Annotated in this window: 12 protein-coding genes and 2 pseudogenes; 11 read left to right on the top strand and 3 right to left on the bottom strand. The window is 69.0% G+C overall.

The genetic code is table 11. The features are described 5' to 3' along the window. Window positions 1-11: 11 nt before the first annotated feature. Entirely contained in the window at window positions 12-2,003 is a 1,992-nt protein-coding gene (locus QE452_RS05885; RefSeq protein ID WP_309660220.1) for a lytic transglycosylase domain-containing protein, read from the bottom strand. An 89-nt stretch (window positions 2,004-2,092) separates the two neighbouring features. On the opposite strand from QE452_RS05885, the gene dapA reads away from it, so the two are divergent. The 11 genes and pseudogenes from dapA (at window position 2,093) to QE452_RS05940 (ending at window position 16,041) form a co-directional block, all read left to right on the top strand. Next, the gene (gene dapA, locus QE452_RS05890; RefSeq protein ID WP_309660221.1) at window positions 2,093-2,977 is read left to right on the top strand and encodes a 4-hydroxy-tetrahydrodipicolinate synthase; all 885 of its coding nucleotides are present in this window, start codon (window positions 2,093-2,095) and stop codon (window positions 2,975-2,977) included. Window positions 2,978-3,046: 69 nt separating this feature from the next. Beyond that, window positions 3,047-3,343 (top strand): hypothetical protein, encoded by a 297-nt coding sequence (locus QE452_RS05895; protein WP_309660222.1) that lies wholly within the window; start codon window positions 3,047-3,049, stop codon window positions 3,341-3,343. A 76-nt stretch (window positions 3,344-3,419) separates the two neighbouring features. Further along, window positions 3,420-3,902, top strand: coding sequence for an SsrA-binding protein SmpB (gene smpB / locus QE452_RS05900; RefSeq protein ID WP_125993760.1), 483 nt, complete (start codon window positions 3,420-3,422; stop codon window positions 3,900-3,902). Then, the gene (locus QE452_RS05905) at window positions 3,902-4,459 is read left to right on the top strand and encodes a DUF2062 domain-containing protein (RefSeq protein ID WP_309660223.1); all 558 of its coding nucleotides are present in this window, start codon (window positions 3,902-3,904) and stop codon (window positions 4,457-4,459) included. The genes smpB and QE452_RS05905 overlap by 1 nt, the downstream gene beginning before the upstream one ends. Before the next feature lie 78 nt (window positions 4,460-4,537). Beyond that, window positions 4,538-6,623: pseudogene (locus QE452_RS05910) on the top strand (M13 family metallopeptidase). Between the two features lie 157 nt (window positions 6,624-6,780). Then, window positions 6,781-8,805: a M13 family metallopeptidase gene (locus tag QE452_RS05915; RefSeq protein WP_309660225.1), complete on the top strand. Its 2,025-nt coding sequence runs from the start codon at window positions 6,781-6,783 to the stop codon at window positions 8,803-8,805. 66 nt (window positions 8,806-8,871) lie between these two features. Next, window positions 8,872-11,248 (top strand): annotated as a pseudogene (locus tag QE452_RS05920) (response regulator). Between the two features lie 64 nt (window positions 11,249-11,312). After that, on the top strand, window positions 11,313-11,663 hold the full coding sequence (locus QE452_RS05925) for a response regulator (RefSeq protein ID WP_125993755.1): 351 nt from the start codon (window positions 11,313-11,315) through the stop codon (window positions 11,661-11,663). A 61-nt stretch (window positions 11,664-11,724) separates the two neighbouring features. Beyond that, the gene (ilvD, locus tag QE452_RS05930) at window positions 11,725-13,443 is read left to right on the top strand and encodes a dihydroxy-acid dehydratase (protein ID WP_309660227.1); all 1,719 of its coding nucleotides are present in this window, start codon (window positions 11,725-11,727) and stop codon (window positions 13,441-13,443) included. Window positions 13,444-13,492: 49 nt separating this feature from the next. After that, complete coding sequence (locus QE452_RS05935; RefSeq protein WP_309660228.1) at window positions 13,493-14,878, top strand: NAD(P)H-hydrate dehydratase; 1,386 nt, start codon at window positions 13,493-13,495, stop codon at window positions 14,876-14,878. Next, window positions 14,875-16,041: a class I SAM-dependent RNA methyltransferase gene (locus QE452_RS05940; RefSeq protein WP_309660229.1), complete on the top strand. Its 1,167-nt coding sequence runs from the start codon at window positions 14,875-14,877 to the stop codon at window positions 16,039-16,041. Before QE452_RS05935 ends, QE452_RS05940 begins: the two co-directional genes overlap by 4 nt. Here the strand turns inward: QE452_RS05940 and truA are convergent. Further along, window positions 16,031-16,768 carry a tRNA pseudouridine(38-40) synthase TruA gene (gene truA, locus QE452_RS05945; protein WP_309660230.1) on the bottom strand — a complete coding sequence of 246 codons (738 nt, stop codon included), beginning with the start codon at window positions 16,766-16,768 and terminating at the stop codon, window positions 16,031-16,033. The genes QE452_RS05940 and truA overlap by 11 nt on opposite strands. Then, the gene (gene fmt, locus QE452_RS05950) at window positions 16,765-17,673 is read right to left on the bottom strand and encodes a methionyl-tRNA formyltransferase (RefSeq protein WP_309660231.1); all 909 of its coding nucleotides are present in this window, start codon (window positions 17,671-17,673) and stop codon (window positions 16,765-16,767) included. The genes truA and fmt overlap by 4 nt, the downstream gene beginning before the upstream one ends. Window positions 17,674-17,716: the final 43 nt, after the last annotated feature.

Genomic DNA, 17,716 nt, shown 5'->3' on the forward strand with positions numbered 1-17,716 from the left:
GCTTCCCTTACTCAACCCGGACGGGTCTTGCCCAGATACCAGCTAAGCCGCGCCGCACCCCGGCTCTTCGACCGGGCGGGGTTCATCAGGTCGTAGACGACGGCATTCTCCAGCACGCGCTGCACATAGTTGCGCGTCTCGCCATAGGGGATCGCCTCCACCCAATCGACCCAGTCGACCGCGCCGGTGCGGGGGTCGCCATTGGCGCGCAGCCATTTGTTCACATTGCCACCGCCCGCATTATAGGCCGCGATCGCAAGCGGATAGCTGCCATAATTGGCATAGACCCTCTGGAAATAGCTGGCCCCGAGCTGGATCGAGATGAACGGGTCGGACGACAATTGCTCCGGCGTGAAGCTCAGGCCGATCTTGCCGCCCTGCTCGCGCGCGGTGGCGGGCATCAGCTGCATCAGCCCGCGCGCGCCGGCACCCGACACAGCGGCGCGGTCGAACTGGCTTTCCTGGCGCGCGATGGCGTGGATGATCGTCCAGCTGTCGTCATAGCCGGCCGGGATCGGCACCACGGGAAAGCCGATCGCGGAATAGTCCGTCAGCCCGTTCTGCATCGCGCTGCGCCCGACCATCACGCCCAGATCGGGGCGGCCGATCTCGCGCGACAATTGCTCGGCGAGCAGATGGTCGGTGTCGGTCGTGGCATCGGCGGCGATCTGGCGGACGAAGGCGGTCTGGTCCTGCCAGTCGCCGATCTGGCCCAGGAAGCGCGCCGCCGTCACGATCTCGCGCGCGTTGAACGCGGCGCGGACCGCCGGATCGAGCGTCGGGGCGGCGACGGGCGGCGGCGCGGTTAGCGGCCGGCCGGTCCGCTCCAGGGCGAGCTGTCCGTAATATTGGTCACGATAGCCCGCGGCCTGCGCATAGAATTGCGCGGCTTGCGGCTGGAGCCCCGCCGCCTCGGCCGCGCGGCCGGCCCAATAATAGCCCTTGGCGCGGGTCTGCGGCGCTTGGCTGCCGCGCGCATAGCGTTCGAACAGCGGCATCGCATCGGCGGGGCGGCCGAGCTGCTTCATCGCGACCTGCCCGCCCAGCCAGACCAGCGAGGTATAATCGTCCCGCTCGCCATAGGGCTTCTTCGACACATCGGTGCCGGCGGGATAGGCATCGTCGACCTGGCGGGCGATGTCATAGGCGAGCTGGTACTGGCTGTCCGCCGCTGCCGCACGGGCGTTTACGAGCAGAACCTCATACCATTTCTCGACGTCGCCCGGCAGGGTCGTCAGCGTGCGCGGCTGTGCCAGATAGGCGCGCACGCTGGGTGACAGCGTGTTGCGCAGCCAGACCGCACGATCGGCGATATAGCCGGGGTCATTGGCGTAGATGGCCTGGGTCGCGGCGGACAGGTCGGCGGCGTTCGGCGCCTTGGTCCGGAAGGCGAGCCGTGCCTCGAACAGCGGGCGCTTGGCCGGGCTGACCAGGGCGAGCTGCCGCTGGGCGAGGCTGGTCTGGCCCTGCCACAACAGCCGGTCCATCCGCGCGTCCTGATCCTCCGGGCGGAGCGCAGTGGGGAAATAGGTCAGGATCGCGCTCTCGTCCGCGCTCGACAAGGCGCCCATCCGCCAGGCGGCGCGCGCGGCGGCCTGCGCCCCGGCGGCATCGCCGGTCGCGAGCAAGGCGCGTGCCTGGGCCACCGTGCCGGTCGCGGTCAGCGGCGGATAGCGGCGGAAGAAGGCGACGACATTGGCCGGCGCGGCGTTGGCCGCCTGGCGTTCCGCCGCCCGCCGGTTCGCCGCCTCGCCCGGCCAGCCGGGATGGCGCTGGGTGAAGCCGGCATAGCTGTCGAAGGGCAGGGCATCGGTCTGGCGCAGCGCCCGCCATTCGGCCAGGGCCGAGGCGATGGCGGGACTGGCGGTCGGTTGCGGCAGGCCGGCGGCGATGCGGTTGGCGGCTTGCGTGGAGGCGCGGTCGCTCTGTTCCTGCGACTGGGGCAGGATGGCCGTGCCGGCGAGAAGGGATAGCAGCAGGGTCGATTTCAGGGGCGCGATCATGTGGACAGGATAGGGATCGAACCCGTATCTGTCCTGAACGAAATTTTGGCGGCTTCTCGCGAACCGCCGCAATAGGACGAAGTATCATAATGTTTTCAGGCTCTATCCCCGCGCTGGTGACACCATTCGACGCGGCCGGCGGGTTCGCCGAGGCGGCCTTTCGCGACTTCGTGGAATGGCAGATCGCAGAAGGGTCGGCGGCGCTGGTCGCCTGCGGCACCACGGGCGAGGCGGCGACGCTGAGCGCTGAGGAGCATTTCCATGTCGTACGGGTCTGCGTCGACCAGACGCGCGGGCGGGTGCCGGTAATCGCGGGTGCCGGATCGAACGACACGCGCGTCGCCGCCGCCAATCTCCGCGCCGCCAAGGAGGCCGGGGCGGACGCCGCGCTGATGGTGCCGCCCTATTACAACCGTCCCTCGCAGGAAGGCATCTTCCGCCATTTCGAAGCGCTGGCCGCCGATGCGCCGCTGCCGATCATCCTCTACAATGTGCCGGGCCGCACCGTCACCGATATCCAGCCGGCGACGCTGATCCGGATCGTCCAGGCCTTTCCCGCGCTGTTCGTCGGGGTGAAGGACGCCAGCGGCGTGCTGCCGCGCGTGACGCAGCACCGGCTGGCGCTGGGGGCGGACTTTGCTCAATTGTCCGGCAATGACGATCTGGCGCTCGCTTATAACGCGCTGGGCGGGGTGGGGTGCATTTCCGTCACCGCCAATGTCGCGCCGCGCCTGTCCGCCGAGTTCCAGGCCGCCTGCGCCTCGGGCGATCACGCGACGGCGCTGGCCCTGCACGACCGGCTCTATGCGCTGCACGACGCGATGTTCACCGATGCCTCGCCGGGGCCGGTCAAATATGCGCTGACCCGCGTCCGCCCGGACTTCCCACCCGCGCTTCGCCTGCCGATGACCTGGCCGTCCGACGCGGCGCGGGCGGCGGTGGATGCCGGACTGGCGACGGCGAGGCTGATCTGATCCAGTTTGTCATATCTCCGCCATGATCCGAGATGAAGTTCGCGGCTCTCGGGCGGGGGATGTCGATCGATGCTGTGGGCGCTGTTGCAGATGGTCTCGGGTCCCGTCCTGCCGGTCGCCCGGCCGCGCCGTTCCGATGCGCCCTGTCCGGCGACGCCGGCGGCGAGCGACGAAGTGATCGTGTGCGGCCGCGACGACGATCGCTACCGCCTCAAGCCGCTGCCGGCCCGCCCGGAGGAGCCGCTGATCCCCAAGGCCGCGATGGCGCTGCCCGGCGGCGCCAAGGCGACGGCCGAGGTCGAGCAGGGCAGCGTCGGCGGGGTGCCGAGCAACCGGCTGATGCTGCGCCTATCCAAGCCCTTCTGACGTCCGGACGCGCTTCGCACCGCACCGGTCGCAACGGCCGCTTCCCTAAGCGGCATCGCGCGCCTACATCGCCACCATGTCGCGTCCGAAACCAGCCACCTTCGACAAGAAGAAGATCGTCGCCGAGAACCGCAAGGCGCGGTTCGAATATTCGATCGACACGACCTATGAGGCCGGCATCGCCCTGACCGGCACCGAGGTGAAATCGCTGCGCTTCGGCGAGGGGTCGATCGCCGAAAGCTATGCCGAGGTGAAGGACAACCAGGTCTGGCTGATCAACGCCAACGTTCCCGAGTTCAGCCACGGCAACCGCTTCAACCACGAGGCCAAGCGGCCGCGTAAACTGCTCCTTCACGAGCGGGAGATAAACAAGCTTCACGGCGCGGTGGCGCGCGAGGGCATGACCCTGGTGCCGCTGATGGTCTATTTCAACTCGCGGGGGAGGGCGAAGGTGGAGCTGGCATTGGCCAAGGGGCGGAAGAATCACGACAAGCGCGAGGCGATCAAGGAGCGCGACTGGAAGCGGGAGGCGCAACGCATCCTCAAGGATCGCGGCTGATGGCCACGGCCGCGCCGCGCTCGCTGTGGCAGCGTGCGGCCGGCTGGTGTCGGCGCAACCTGCCGACGCGCGAATCGATGGAGCGCAGCCGGATGCTGCGGCCGGTCGCGCATCGCGTCCTGGCGCCCGAACTGTGGCGCTTCACCCGGCGGTCGGTGCCGCGTGGGGTCGCGCTGGGCATGGTGGCGGGCGTGATGTTCCCGGTCGCGCAGATCGCGATCGCGGCGGTGATCGCGCTGCCGTTCCGCGCCAATGTGCCGGTGGCGGCGCTGACCACCTTCATCACCAATCCCTTCACCACGCCGCTGATTCTGATCGCCGCCTATCAGATCGGCCGCTGGGTGCTGCATGTCGATGCCCCCGTGGTGGCGCAGCCGGTGGCGCAGGCGGCGACCGGCTGGCTGCAATGGCTGTGGGAGGCGGGTCCGGCGACGGTCACCGGGCTGGTCATCATCGCGGCGGTCGGCGCGGTGCTGGGCTATGGCCTGTCGGCGCTCGGCTGGCGGCTGTGGATCGCGCGCAAGTGGCGCAACCGCCACGACGCGGCGACATCGTAACATTAGTCACGAAGCCTGCATTGACGAGGCGTCGTAGCGACGTACAACAGCATCACTGACCTTGATTGAGGATACTCGATGCGTACGCCGTTGATTGGCCTGATCCTGCTCGCTTCCACCGTTTCCACCACCGCCCTGGCGCAGACCAGCGCCCGGACCGCCAAGCAGACCCGGACGGTCGGCAAGGCCGCGACCGGCCCGGTCGCCCCGGCCAATGCGGACAAGCCGCAGATCGGCGATTTCGGCTTCGACATGGCCGGGCGCGACACCAGCGTGCAGCCCGGCAACGACTTCTTCAACTATGCCAGCGGCCGCTGGTACGCCTCGACCGAGATCCCGGCGGACCGGTCGTCCTATGGCATGTTCCACGTCCTCCAGGACCTGTCGCTGGAGCGGACGCGCGGCATCCTGGAAGAGGCGGCGAAGCGCTCGGGCGACAAGACCGGCGACTTCTATACGAGCTTCATGGATCAGGCCGCCGTCGACGCCAAGGGCATCACCCCGGTCCAGCCCTGGCTGAACGCGATCAAGGGTGCGGCCGACAAGACCGCGCTGGCCACCGAGATCGCCAAGCTCCAGCGTCAGGGCGTGCGCGGCCTGGTCGGCGTATCGGTCGGGCAGGACGACAAGTCGCCCGAAACCTATGTCGTCAGCCTGGGGCAGAGCGGCATCGGCCTGCCGGACCGCGACTATTATCTGAAGGACGATCCGAAGCTGGCGGCGGTGCGCACCGCCTATCAGGCCTATCTGGCCAAGATGCTGACGCTGGCGGGCGAACCCAATGCCGAGGCGCGCGCGGCGGCGGTGTTCCAGATGGAAAAGGCGATCGCCAACGCCCATTGGTCCGCCGTGCAGAGCCGCGACGCGGACGCGACCTATAATGTCTGGAAGGCCGGCGACTTCGCCGCCAAGGCGCCGGGCTTTCCGTGGCAGCCCTTCCTGACCGAGATGGGCGTGGCCAATCGCCCGATGTACCTGGTCGCGCAGCCCAGCGCGCTGACCGGCGAGGCCAAGGTCTATGCCGACACGCCGCTACCGGTGCTGAAGGATGCGGCGATGCTGCGCGTCCTGCGCTCCTACGCCTCCTATCTGGCCGCGCCGGTCGACCAGGCGAACTTCGCCTTCTACGGCACCACCCTGTCGGGCACGCCGCAGCAGCAGGCCCGGTGGAAGCGGGCGGTGTCGACCGTCAGCAACGCGATGGGCGAGGCGATCGGCGAGCAATATGTCGCGCGCTATTTCCCGCCCGAGGCCAAGGCGACCGCCGATGCGCTGGTGAAGAATGTCATCGCCTCGATGGGCGACCGGTTGAAGAACCTGCAATGGATGGCGCCCGAGACCAAGGCGAAGGCGCTGCAGAAGCTGGCGGCCTTCACGCCGAAAATCGGCTACCCCGACAAGTGGCGCGACTATTCGGCGCTGACCATCCAGCGCGGCGATCTGGTCGGCAATGTCGCGCGCGCCAATGCCTTCGAATATCAGCGTGAGCTCAACAAGCTCGACAAGCCGCTCGACCGGGGCGAGTGGTTCATGACGCCGATGACGATCAACGCCTATGCCAAATCCGGTGATGAACGAGATCGTCTTCCCGGCGGCGATCCTGCAACCGCCCTTCTTCGATCCCAAGGCGGACCCGGCGATCAACTATGGCGGCATCGGCGCGGTGATCGGGCATGAGATCAGCCATCATTTCGATGACCAGGGCCGCAAGTACGACGCCACCGGCAAGTTGACCGACTGGTGGACGCCGCAGGATGTCGAGCGGTTCAAAAGCTTCACCGACAAGCTGGTCGCGCAGTACAACGCCTATGAGCCGATCCCCGGCCAGCACATCCAGGGCGAACTGACGCTGGGCGAGAACATCGCCGACCTGGCCGGGCTGACCGTGGCGCTCGACGCCTATCACAAGTCGCTGGGCGGCAAGCCCGCGCCGGTGATCGACGGACTGACCGGCGACCAGCGTTTCTATCTGGGCTGGGCGCAGGTGTGGCGGACCAAGTGGCGCGAGCCGGCGCTACGCCAGGCGCTGCTCTCCGATCCGCATTCGCCGGGGCATGAGCGGACGCTGACCGTCCGCAACCTCGACCCCTGGTATGCGGCGTTCGGCGCGAAGCCGGGCCAGGAAATGTATCTGGCGCCCGCCGACCGGGTCCGGATCTGGTGAGGCATCGGGCCCTGTCCGTCGCGGCGGACAGGTCCCTCCACCCGGCGGGGTTTCGCCCGCGCCTTGCTTCGTACAGGTTCGGAGAAAGCCGATATAACCGGTTGCGAAGGCAATGAATTGGCGCGAAGCTGGCCTATCGACGCTATTCAGGACAGCCATGACGCGACTTCTTCTCGCCAGCCTGCTCGCCGCCGCATCGGCGGTCGCGCTTCACGCCCAGACCCAGACGCCTGTCGCGGCCCCGGCCGGCAATGCGCCGCAGATCGGCCGCTTCGGTTTCGATGAAGCCGGCATGATGAAGACCACGCCGCCCGGCGACGACTTCTACGCCTATGCCAATGGCGAATGGGCCAAGACTACCGCGATCCCGGCCGACAAGGCCAGCTATGGCGCGTTCGACACGCTCGCCGACCTGTCGCGCGACCGGACGCGGGGCATTCTGGAAGCGGCCGGCGACAGTAAGATCGGCCAGGCCTATGCCTCCTATCTCGACACCGCCGCGATCGAGGCGAAGGGACTGGCGCCGATCCGCCCCTGGCTCGACACGATCAAGAGGCTGAACGACAAGGCGGGCTATGCCGCCCTGGTCGCACAGGCGGACTGCAACGGCGTGGGAATCCCCTTTGCCAGCGGCGTCGGCCAGGATGCGCGCCAGTCCGACGTCTATAGCGTCGGCGTCCGCCAGTCGGGCCTGGGAATGCCCGACCGCGACTATTATCTGTCGGCGGACCCCAAGCTGGTCGAGGCGCGCACCGCCTATCAGGCGCATCTGGCGAAGATGCTAACGCTGGCGGGCGAGGCGGATGCGGAGGCGCGCGCCAAGGCGGTGCTCGATTTCGAAACACGGATCGCGCAGGTCAGCTGGACGCGGATCGACAATCGCGACCGCGACAAGACTTATAATAAAATGAGCGTCGCTGATCTGGCGCGCACGGCCCCCGGCTTCGACTTCGCCACCTATCTGAAGGCGGTCGGCACGCCGGTCGACAGCGTCGTCGTCGCACAGCCGAGCGCGGTGACGGGAATCGCGGGCCTGATCGCCGCCACGCCCTTGCCGGTGCTGAAGGACCAGCTGCTGCTGCGGTCGCTCGACGAATTCGCCGACGTGCTGCCCCAGGCCTTCGACCGGGAGCAGTTCGCCTTCTACGGCACGGTCTTGTCGGGCACGCCGCAGCAGGAGGATCGCTGGAAGCGGGCGGTGTCCTTCACCTCGGCCGCGCTGTCGGACGATGTGTCCAAGGTCTATGTCGCGCGCTATTTCCCGCCCGAGACCAAGGCGGCGGCGGACATGCTGGTCCGCAACGTGCTGGCGGCGATGGGCCAGCGGATCGACAAGCTCGACTGGATGGCCCCGGCCACCAAGAAGGCGGCCCATGCCAAGCTGGCCGCCTTCACGCCGAAGATCGGCTATCCCGAGCGTTGGCGCGACTTGTCGGGCCTGCGCATCGAAAAGGGGGATGCGTTCGGCAATTCCCTGCGGGCGGCGCAGTGGCTGCACGACTATAATATCGGTCATCTCGGCAAGCCGATCCAGCGCTGGGAATGGGGCATGACGCCGATGACGGTCAACGCCTATGCCAATTTCGGTATGGTCGAGATCGTGTTTCCGGCGGCGATCCTGCAACCGCCCTTCTTCGACCCCAAGGCGGACCCGGCGGTCAATTATGGCGGCATCGGCGCGGTGATCGGCCATGAGCTGAGCCATCATTTCGATGACCAGGGATCGAAGTTCGACGCCAAGGGCCGGCTGATCGACTGGTGGACGCCAGCCGATGTCGCCGCCTTCAAGCAGCGCACGGGCGCGCTGGTGCGCCAGTATGACGCCTATGAACCGCTGCCCGGCCTGCATGTGAAGGGGGCGCTGACGCTGGGCGAGAACGTCGCCGATCTGGCCGGCCTGTCAGTCGCGCATGATGCCTATAAGGCGTCGCTCAAGGGTCGTGCGGCACCGGTGATCGACGGCTTCACCGGCGACCAGCGCTTCTATCTGGGTTGGGCGCAGGTGTGGCGGCGCAATTATCGCGATGCCAATCTGCGCAATCGCTTGCTGACCGATCCGCACAGCCCGTCGCAGCAGCGGGCCTGGGTCGTCCGCAATCTCGATCCCTGGTATGCCGCCTATCAGCCCAAGCCGGGCGAAACGCTGTACCTGGCGCCGGAGCAGCGCGTCCGCATCTGGTGATCGGACACCGGCATCGGCGGCGCGGTGCTTGACGCCGCGCCATTGCCCGTGAACACGGATAACCCGATGCCGTCCTTCACGCCCAGCTCTTCGTCGATCCGTGCCGCCGCCCTCGCCATCGGCGCGGCGGCGCTGGCGGCGGCGCTGCTCATCCTGGTCACGATCGGCAGCATCGCGATGGCGGGCGGCTTCCTGGCGGCGGGCTTCGTCGCGGGTGGTGCGATGGCGGCATGGCGATTGTTGCGCCCGCTGGCCGAGACGGGGATGGCGCGGATCGATTGGACGATCACCCGCACCATCGCCGCGACCACCGATGCGGCCGTGGCCGTCACCGACCGCGCCGGCCGGCTGGTCTGCGCCAATGATGCCTATGAGGCGCTGTTCGAGGGACTGCCGACGCCGCCCGTGCTGCCGCTCGACACGGCGGGCGTCGCGGCCCTGGGGCAGGCGGGGCGGACGGCGTGGCGGGACGGTCGTGCCGAGGTGAAGGGCCTGATCGGCGCGGAAATGGGATTGGATGCGACGGTCATCCGCGCCGGCGAGGATGCCGATGTCCTGGTCTGGCGCTTCGTCGCCACCGGCGAGCATGACCTGGCCGCGCGGATCGAGTTAATGCTGGGCGGGACGATCGGCGACCGGCTGGGGCAGGGCGGCGTGATGGTCGCGCTGCTCACCCCGAACGGCCGGGTGCGGGCGGCGACTCCGGTTCTGTCGCAGCGGGCGAGCGGCGGCAGCGGATCGATCATCGGGCGCGACTTCGCCCATTGCCTGATCACCGACAGCCTGGGCCTGGTCCGGTTCGAGCGCGAGGGGCTGGAAGGATCGCCACTGCGGCTGATCCAGCTTCCCTTCGCGGAGGGCGACGAGATGCCGATCCTGCTCGCGATCCTGGACGACCGCCACGACGCGCCGGCGATCGGCGCTTCCGCCTCCGCCCATGTGCGCAGCCTGGTGTCGCTGATGCCGTTCGGCATGGCGCTGGTCGACCGCGATGGCCGGTTCCTCCAGATGAACAACGCCTTCGTCCGCGCCGCCGGCGTCGATGCGGCGGCCCCGCCGCTCTACCCGGGCGACCTGGTGGTGCGCGAGGACAAGTCGGCGGTGGCGGACGCGATCCGCCGCTTCGCCAGCGGCGCGACCCATTCCGCCGACATGGCGGTGCGGCTGAAGGACCATCCGGACGAGCCGGTGGCGCTGACCATCGCGGGCGCGCGGGGGCCTGGGCGATGCGGCGGTTCTGCTCAGCCTGAAGGACAATAGCGAGGAAAGCCGGCTGAAGCGCGAGGTGGCGCAGGCCACCAAGATGCAGGCGGTCGGCCAGCTGGCGGGTGGCGTCGCGCACGACTTCAACAATATCCTGACCGCGATCCTGGGGCATTGCGACCTGATGCTGATGCGCCATTCGCCGGGCGACAGCGATTATGACGACATCCAGCAGATCCGCACCAATTCGAACCGCGCCGCCAGCCTGACGCGCCAGCTGCTCGCCTTCTCGCGCCAGCAGACCTTGCGCCCGCAGGTGCTGCAGCTGCCCGATGTGGTGTCCGAAGTGTCCAACCTGCTCAAGCGACTGATGGGCGAGACGGTCCGGCTGGAGGTCACGCATGGCCGCAACCTGGGGCCCGTCCGTGCCGATCCCGGGCAGCTGGAGCAGGTGGTCGTCAACCTGGCGGTCAATGCGCGCGACGCCATCCTCAGCGCCAATTCGCAGGGCGGCGGCACGCTGACCATCCAGACCCGCGCGGTCACCGCCGCCGAGGTCCGCGCCATGGGGTCGGATATCCTGCCGCCCGCCGACTATACCGCCCTGTCGGTCAGCGACACCGGCGCTGGCATTCCGCCCGACATCATCGGCAAGATCTTCGAACCCTTCTTCACCACCAAGGAACTGGGCAAGGGTACGGGGCTCGGCCTGTCGACCGTCTATGGCATCGTCAAGCAATCGGGCGGCTGGATCTTCGCCGATTCGAAGCCCGGGCAGGGCGCGACCTTCACCATCTATCTGCCGGTGCACAGCGCCGTCGCCGATCCCCTGCGCGCGCCGCCCAAGCCCCTGCCGCGCCAGGGCGACACCTGGGGTTCGGGCGTGGTGCTGCTGGTCGAGGACGAGGATATGGTCCGCGCGGTGGCCGAGCGCGCCCTGGTGCGGCAGGGCTATACCGTGCTGACCGCCGACAATGGCGAGACGGCGCTGGAGGTGCTGCGCACCAGCGGGCAGCCCGACCTGCTGATCTCCGACGTGGTGATGCCGACGATGGACGGCCCCACCATGGTGCGGGAGGTGCGCAAGCGCTATCCGGCGCTGCCGGTGCTGTTCATGTCTGGCTATGCCGAGGAGCAGTTGCGCAAGTCGATCGACATTGACAAGGTCGCCTTCCTGCCCAAGCCGTTTTCCGTGCAGCAACTGGGTGAAGCCGCCCGCGACCTGCTGCGTCCAGCTTGATACTGATCAAATCGGATGCGGCCATCATTGCGTCGCTTGTCCGAACATGGCTAAGAGACATGCGATGACCGTTGCGAAGCAAATCCTTATCGTCGAGGACGAGCCCCTGATCGCCATGATGCTCGAGGATTTCCTCGACGTCCTCGAACAGGGGGTGGCCGGAAGCGTCGATACCGTGGCCGGAGCGCTTGAACGCGTCGGGCAGGGCGGCATCGATGCCGCGATCCTCGACGTCAACCTGCGCGGCGGCGAAAAGAGTACGCCGATCGCGGAGGCGCTGGCCGATGCGGGGGTTCCCTTCGTCTTCGCCACCGGCGGCAGCGACGAGAGCGTCGACGAGCGGTTCCGCGACCGGCCCGTGCTGCAGAAGCCGTTCACGATGGACGGCGTCCGCAAGGCACTCGACCTGCTCTGATCGCGCGAGGGCGCGCAATCTACTTGCGTTGAAGGGGGCTCTCGCGACATAGGCGTGCGCCATGAGCCAGTTCGACAAATCCCGCCTGCCGTCGCGTCACGTGTCCGTTGGTCCGGAGCGTGCACCGCACCGCTCCTATTATTACGCGATGGGCATTTCCGAAGAGGATATCGCCAAGCCGTTCGTTGCCCTGGCCTCCGCCGGCAACAACAGCGCGCCGTGCAACACCACGCTCGACGGCCAGGCCGATGCCGCCCAGGCCGGCGTGATCCAGGGCGGCGGAATGCCGCGCCGCTTCAACACCATCACCGTCACCGACGGTATCGCCATGGGCCATCAGGGCATGAAGGCCTCGCTGGTCAGCCGTGAGGTCATCGCCGACTCGGTCGAACTCTCGGTGCGCGGCCATTGCTACGACGCGCTGGTCGGCTTTGCCGGCTGCGACAAGTCGCTGCCCGGCATGATGATGGCCATGCTGCGGCTCAATATCCCGTCGATCTTCGTCTATGGCGGCTCGATCCTGCCCGGTCGCTACAATGACCGCGACGTGACGGTGGTCGATGTGTTCGAGGTTGTCGGCAAATATGCCGCCGGCGCCTGTCCGATCTCCGAAGTGCACGAGCTGGAAAAGGTCGCCTGCCCCGGTCACGGCGCGTGCGGCGGCCAGTTCACCGCCAACACCATGGCGTGCGTGGGCGAGGCGATCGGCCTGTCGCTGCCGAACAGCAACATGGTGCCCGCCCCCTATACCACGCGTGAGCAGATCGCGGTCGCGGCGGGCGCGCAGGTGATGGAGCTGGTGGCGAAGAATATCCGTCCGCGCGACATCTGCACCCGCGAAGCCTTCGTCAACGCCGCGCGGATCGTCGCGGCGACCGGCGGCTCGACCAATGCGGCGCTGCACCTGCCGGCGATGGCGAACGAGGCCGGTATCGACTTCGACCTGTTCGACGTGGCCGAAGCGTTCAAGTCCACCCCCTATATCGCCGACCTGAAGCCGGGCGGCCGCTATGTCGCCAAGGACATGTACGAGGCGGGCGGCGTCTATATGCTGATGAAGACGATGCTGGCGGGTGGCCTGCTCGACGGCAATTGCCTGACCGTCACCGGTCGCACCCTGGGCGAGAATATCGACCAGGTGACGTGGAACCCCGACCAGAAGGTCATCTACGACGTGCAGACGCCAATCAGCCCGACCGGCGGCGTCGTCGGGCTGCGGGGTTCGCTCGCCCCCGATGGTGCGATCGTCAAGGTGGCGGGGATGCAGCGCCTCCAGTTCGAGGGGCCGGCGCGCGTCTTCGATTGCGAGGAGGATGCGTTCGCCGCGGTCGAGGCGCGGTCGATCGAGGAGGGCGAGGTCGTCGTCATCCGCTACGAGGGGCCCAAGGGCGGGCCCGGGATGCGCGAGATGCTGTCCACCACCGCCGCGCTCTATGGTCTGGGCATGGGCGAGAAGGTCGCGCTGATCACCGATGGTCGCTTTTCGGGCGCGACGCGCGGCTTCTGCATCGGCCATGTCGGCCCGGAAGCGGCCGAGGGCGGCCCGATCGGGCTGGTCGAGCAGGGTGATCGCATCCGCATCGACGCCGAGGCAGGAACGATCGACCTGCTGGTCGACGACGAGGTGCTCGCCGCGCGCCGCGCCGCCTGGACCCCGCGCGTCAACGGCTATGGCTCAGGCGCCTTGTGGCGCTATGCGCAGAATGTCGGCCCGGCGCATCAAGGCGCGGTGACGCATCCCGGCGCGGCGGCCGAGCGTCACGTCTATGCGGATATCTGACCGGCGGGGCTGGATCGAACATTCGGCGGAACTGCGCTAGACCAACCGGATGATATCGATCGAAGGATGCCCCGTCGTCACCGCCGACGCCATGCGCGCGGCCGAACAGGCGCATGGCGATCTCGCCGGACTGATGGACCGTGCGGGACGCGGCGTGGGGGAGGCGGTTCGCCGTCTCGCCGGCGGGGCGGAGGTGCTGGTGCTGTGCGGGCCCGGCAATAACGGCGGCGACGGCTATGTCGCGGCCGCCTATCTGCGCGCCATGGGCCATAGGGTGCGGGTCGCGCACAGCGGTGCGCCGCGAAGCGACTTGGCGAAGGCGGCCGCGTCGCAGTGGAGCGGTCCGATCGAGGATCTGGCGGAGGCCGCGGCGGCGCCGGTGGTCGTCGACGCCCTGTTCGGGACGGGCCTGTCACGGCCGCTGGAGCCGGCGATCGCCGATCCGCTGCGCCGGCTGGTCGAGGCGGCGGCGCTGGCCGTCGCGGTCGACTTGCCCTCGGGCGTCGGCAGCGATGACGGTGCCTTGCTGGTGGAGGACGCACCCGGCTTCACGCTCACCCTGGCGCTCGGCGCCCTCAAGCCTGCGCATGTCTTGCAGCCGGCGATGCGGACGATGGGCGCGGTCCGGCTGGTGCCGATCGGATTGCCGGCCTCCGCGCTGGCCGGCCGGGTGGCGATGATCGCGCCGCCGCGTATCGCCGCGCCCGATCCCGACTCGCACAAATACACGCGCGGCATGGTCGCGATCGTCGCCGGCACGATGGCCGGGGCGGCACGCCTGTCGGCCGAGGCGGCGTTGCGATCGGGCGCCGGCTATGCCGCGATCTATGGCGATCGGTCGGGGCTTGGGCCGGCGGCGATCGTCCACCGCCCGCTCGACGACACGGCGGCGCTCGACGATCCGCGCATCGGTGCGATCGTGATCGGCCCCGGGCTGGGGCGCGACGATGCGGCGCGCGCGCAACTGGAACGGCTGGTCGCGGCGGATCGGCATCCGCTGGTCATCGATGGCGACGCGCTGTACCTGCTCGACCCCTCGACCTTGCCGGATCGCGATTGCCCGGTGATCCTCACCCCCCATCAAGGCGAGTTCGAGGCGCTGTTCGGCAAGGGCGGCGGCAGCGTGATCGACCGGGCGCGCGACGCCGCCCGCGCGACGGGGGCGGTCATCGTGTTCAAGGGCGCGACCACGGTCATCGCCAATCGCCACCGCGCCATCGTCCATCCAGGCGGCAATGCCTGGCTGTCGACCGCCGGCACCGGCGACGTGCTGACCGGCGCGATCGCCGCGATGCTGGCGGGCGGCCATGGTACGCCGATCGAGGCGGCGGCCGCCGGCGTCTGGCTGCACGCGGAGGCTGGACGGCGCTGTGGTGCAAGCTTTATCGCGGACGACCTGGCCACGGCCCTGACCCTGACACGAGCATCCCTATGACCCCGATCCTGCGCGTCGCCGCCCTTGGCGATGGCGTGACCGCCGATGGCCGCCACGCTGCCCTTGCCGCACCCGGCGACCTGCTGAACGACGATGGCAGCGTGACCCCCGGTCCGCATCACCAGACGCCGCCCTGCCGCCATTTCCCGCAATGCGGCGGATGCCAGCTCCAGCATCTGGACGATGAAAGCTATGCGGGCTTCGTCGCCGACCGGGTGGCGAGCGCCCTGGACGGGCAGGGGCTCAGCGCCCCCTTGCGCGCGCCGCTGGTATCGCCGCCCGATACGCGGCGGCGGGCGACGCTGCACGCCGACAAGGGGCTGCTGGGTTTCACCGCCGCGCAGAGCCATGCGATCGTCGACCTGCGCGAATGCCATATCCTGACGCCGGAGCTGTTCGCGCTGGTCGCACCGCTGCGGTCGCTGCTCCAGCGGCTGGGGTTGAAGCGGCGGGCGGATGTGCACCTGACCCTGTCGGACCAGGGGGCGGACATATTGGTGACCGGCTTCGCGCCCGAGGGATTGAAGGCGGCGGAGACGCTCAACGACTTCTGCGCGAAGCACGGCGTCGCACGTTTCGCGGTCGATGGCGGTGACGGCCCGGAGACGCGCTGGGAACCGCAGCCGGTGACGATCGCGCTGGGTGGCATCCCGGTCGGACTGCCGCATGCCAGCTTCCTTCAGGCGACGCGCGAGGGCGAGGCGGCGCTGGTCGCCGCCGTGGGCGAGGCGACCGAGGGCGCGAAGACGGTGGCGGACCTGTTCGCCGGCCTGGGCACCTTCGCCCTGGCGCTGCCGGCCAAGGTCTATGCCGCCGAGGGCGCGCGCGATGCCCTGATGGCGTTGAAGCTGGCGGCGAATGCGCGACAGCGGCCGGTCTTCGCTGAGCATCGCGACCTGTATCGCCGGCCGCTGACCGTGGCCGAGCTGAACCGGTTCGACGCGGTGGTGATCGATCCGCCACGCTCCGGCGCGCGCGAGCAGGCGGCGGCGCTGGCGGAATGCACGGTGAAGCGGATCGCCTATGTCTCCTGCAATCCGTCCAGCTTCGCCCGCGACGCCAAGCTGATGGTCGAGGCGGGCTGGCGGATCGACTGGGTGCAGCCGGTCGGACAATTCCGCTGGTCGACCCATGTCGAGCTGGCCGCCTGCTTCAGTAGATAGCGCCCGTGAAGAACAGTCCGTCCGGCGGGGCGTTGAGCCCCAGCCGTGCGCGATCGCGCGCCGCCAGTGCTTCGCCGACCTGATCGGGCGTCCAGCGGCCCATGCCGACCATCGCCAGGCAGCCGACCATCGAGCGGACCTGATGATGCAGGAACGACCGCGCGGCGGCGCGGATCGCGATGCGGTCGCCGGTCCGGGTGACGGTCAGCGTGTCGAGGGTGCGGACCGGACTGTCCGCCTGACAATGGGCGGAGCGGAAGGTGGTGAAGTCGTGCCGGCCGAGCAGATGCGCCGCGCCCGCCGCCATCGCATCCTCGTCCAGCGGCTGCGGCACCTGCCACGCCAGCCCCGCCTCCCAGGTCAGCGGCGCACGGCGGTTGACGATGCGATATTCGTAGGACCGGCCGAGGCAGGAGAAGCGCGCATGCCAGTCGTCGGGCACCATTTCGCAGGCCAGCACCGCGACCGGATGGGGGCGGAGCCGGGCGTTGAGTGCTTCCATCAGGCGGAACGGGGCGATCGGCTTGGCGATGTCGCAATGCGCGCGCATCGCCAGTCCATGCACGCCCGCATCGGTGCGTCCGGCGGCATGGACGGCGACCGTCTCGCCGGTAATTGCATGAGCCGCCGCCTCCAGCGCCTGCTGCACCGAGGGGCCGTGCGACTGGCGTTGCCAGCCCATGAAGGGCCGGCCGTCGAACTCGATGGTCAGCGCGAAGCGGGTCAAAGCCGGCTGCCCGCCGGGATCGGGAAGCCGCGGAGCAGGTCCGCCGCATTGGTCACGCCGCGTCCGGCGCGTTGGACCAGCGTCGGGCGGATCGCGTCGGTGCCACAGGCGATGGTCAGCCGGTCGTCCAGCACGGTGCCGGCCGGTCCGCCATCGGTCGAGATGATGTCGGCGGCGAGCAGCTTGATCCGCTCGCCCTGCCATTCGAACCAGGCACCGGGGGCGGGGTTCATCGCGCGGATGCGCCGTTCGACGGCAACGGCCGGCTCGGCAAAGTCCAGCCGCGCCTCCGCCTTGTCGATCTTGGCGGCATAGGTGATGCCGTCCTCGGGCTGCGGGACGGGCGGATGGCCCGGCAGGTCGGCGAGCACCTCCACCATCAACCGCGCGCCGAGCTGCGACAACTCGGCGGATAGATCACCCGCCGTCTTGCCGTCGATGCTCGTCCGTCCCTCCAGCCGGACGGGGCCGGTATCGAGCCCCGCTTCCATCTGCATGATGCCGACGCCCGTCTCTGCGTCACCGGCCAGGATCGCACGCTGCACCGGCGCGGCCCCGCGCCAGCGCGGCAGCAGCGAGCCATGGACGTTGAGGCAGCCATGGAGCGGCGCGTCCAGCACCGCGCGTGGCAGGATCAGGCCATAGGCCGCGACCACCGCCATGTCCGCGCCGTGCCCTGCGAAGGTCGCCTGCGCCTGTGCGTCGCGCAACGATGCCGGCACATGCACCGCGATGCCCAGCCGTTCGGCTGCCTGTTGCACCGGGGAGGCGACGAGCGCCCGCCCGCGGCGCCCGGCGGGGCGGGGGGGTTGGCTGTAGACGGCGACGACGTCGTGGCCGGCGGCGACCAGCGCCTCCAGCGTCGGCACGGCGAAGTCGGGGGTTCCCATGAAGACGATCCGCATGATGCGCCTTCAACGCGCTGGCGGGCGGCGGCGCAACCCCCTA

Source organism: Sphingomonas sp. SORGH_AS_0438 (genome assembly GCF_031453475.1).
Classification (GTDB): domain Bacteria; phylum Pseudomonadota; class Alphaproteobacteria; order Sphingomonadales; family Sphingomonadaceae; genus Sphingomonas.

What these genes read in the sequence shown, in the direction of transcription:
- QE452_RS05885 (WP_309660220.1), bottom strand. Translation starts at nt 2,003, where the DNA reads ATGATCGCGCCCCTGAAATCGACCCTGCTGCTATCCCTTCTCGCCGGC.
- dapA (WP_309660221.1), top strand. Translation starts at nt 2,093, where the DNA reads ATGTTTTCAGGCTCTATCCCCGCGCTGGTGACACCATTCGACGCGGCC.
- QE452_RS05895 (WP_309660222.1), top strand. Translation starts at nt 3,047, where the DNA reads ATGCTGTGGGCGCTGTTGCAGATGGTCTCGGGTCCCGTCCTGCCGGTC.
- smpB (WP_125993760.1), top strand. Translation starts at nt 3,420, where the DNA reads ATGTCGCGTCCGAAACCAGCCACCTTCGACAAGAAGAAGATCGTCGCC.
- QE452_RS05905 (WP_309660223.1), top strand. Translation starts at nt 3,902, where the DNA reads ATGGCCACGGCCGCGCCGCGCTCGCTGTGGCAGCGTGCGGCCGGCTGG.
- QE452_RS05915 (WP_309660225.1), top strand. Translation starts at nt 6,781, where the DNA reads ATGACGCGACTTCTTCTCGCCAGCCTGCTCGCCGCCGCATCGGCGGTC.
- QE452_RS05925 (WP_125993755.1), top strand. Translation starts at nt 11,313, where the DNA reads ATGACCGTTGCGAAGCAAATCCTTATCGTCGAGGACGAGCCCCTGATC.
- ilvD (WP_309660227.1), top strand. Translation starts at nt 11,725, where the DNA reads ATGAGCCAGTTCGACAAATCCCGCCTGCCGTCGCGTCACGTGTCCGTT.
- QE452_RS05935 (WP_309660228.1), top strand. Translation starts at nt 13,493, where the DNA reads ATGATATCGATCGAAGGATGCCCCGTCGTCACCGCCGACGCCATGCGC.
- QE452_RS05940 (WP_309660229.1), top strand. Translation starts at nt 14,875, where the DNA reads ATGACCCCGATCCTGCGCGTCGCCGCCCTTGGCGATGGCGTGACCGCC.
- fmt (WP_309660231.1), bottom strand. Translation starts at nt 17,673, where the DNA reads ATGCGGATCGTCTTCATGGGAACCCCCGACTTCGCCGTGCCGACGCTG.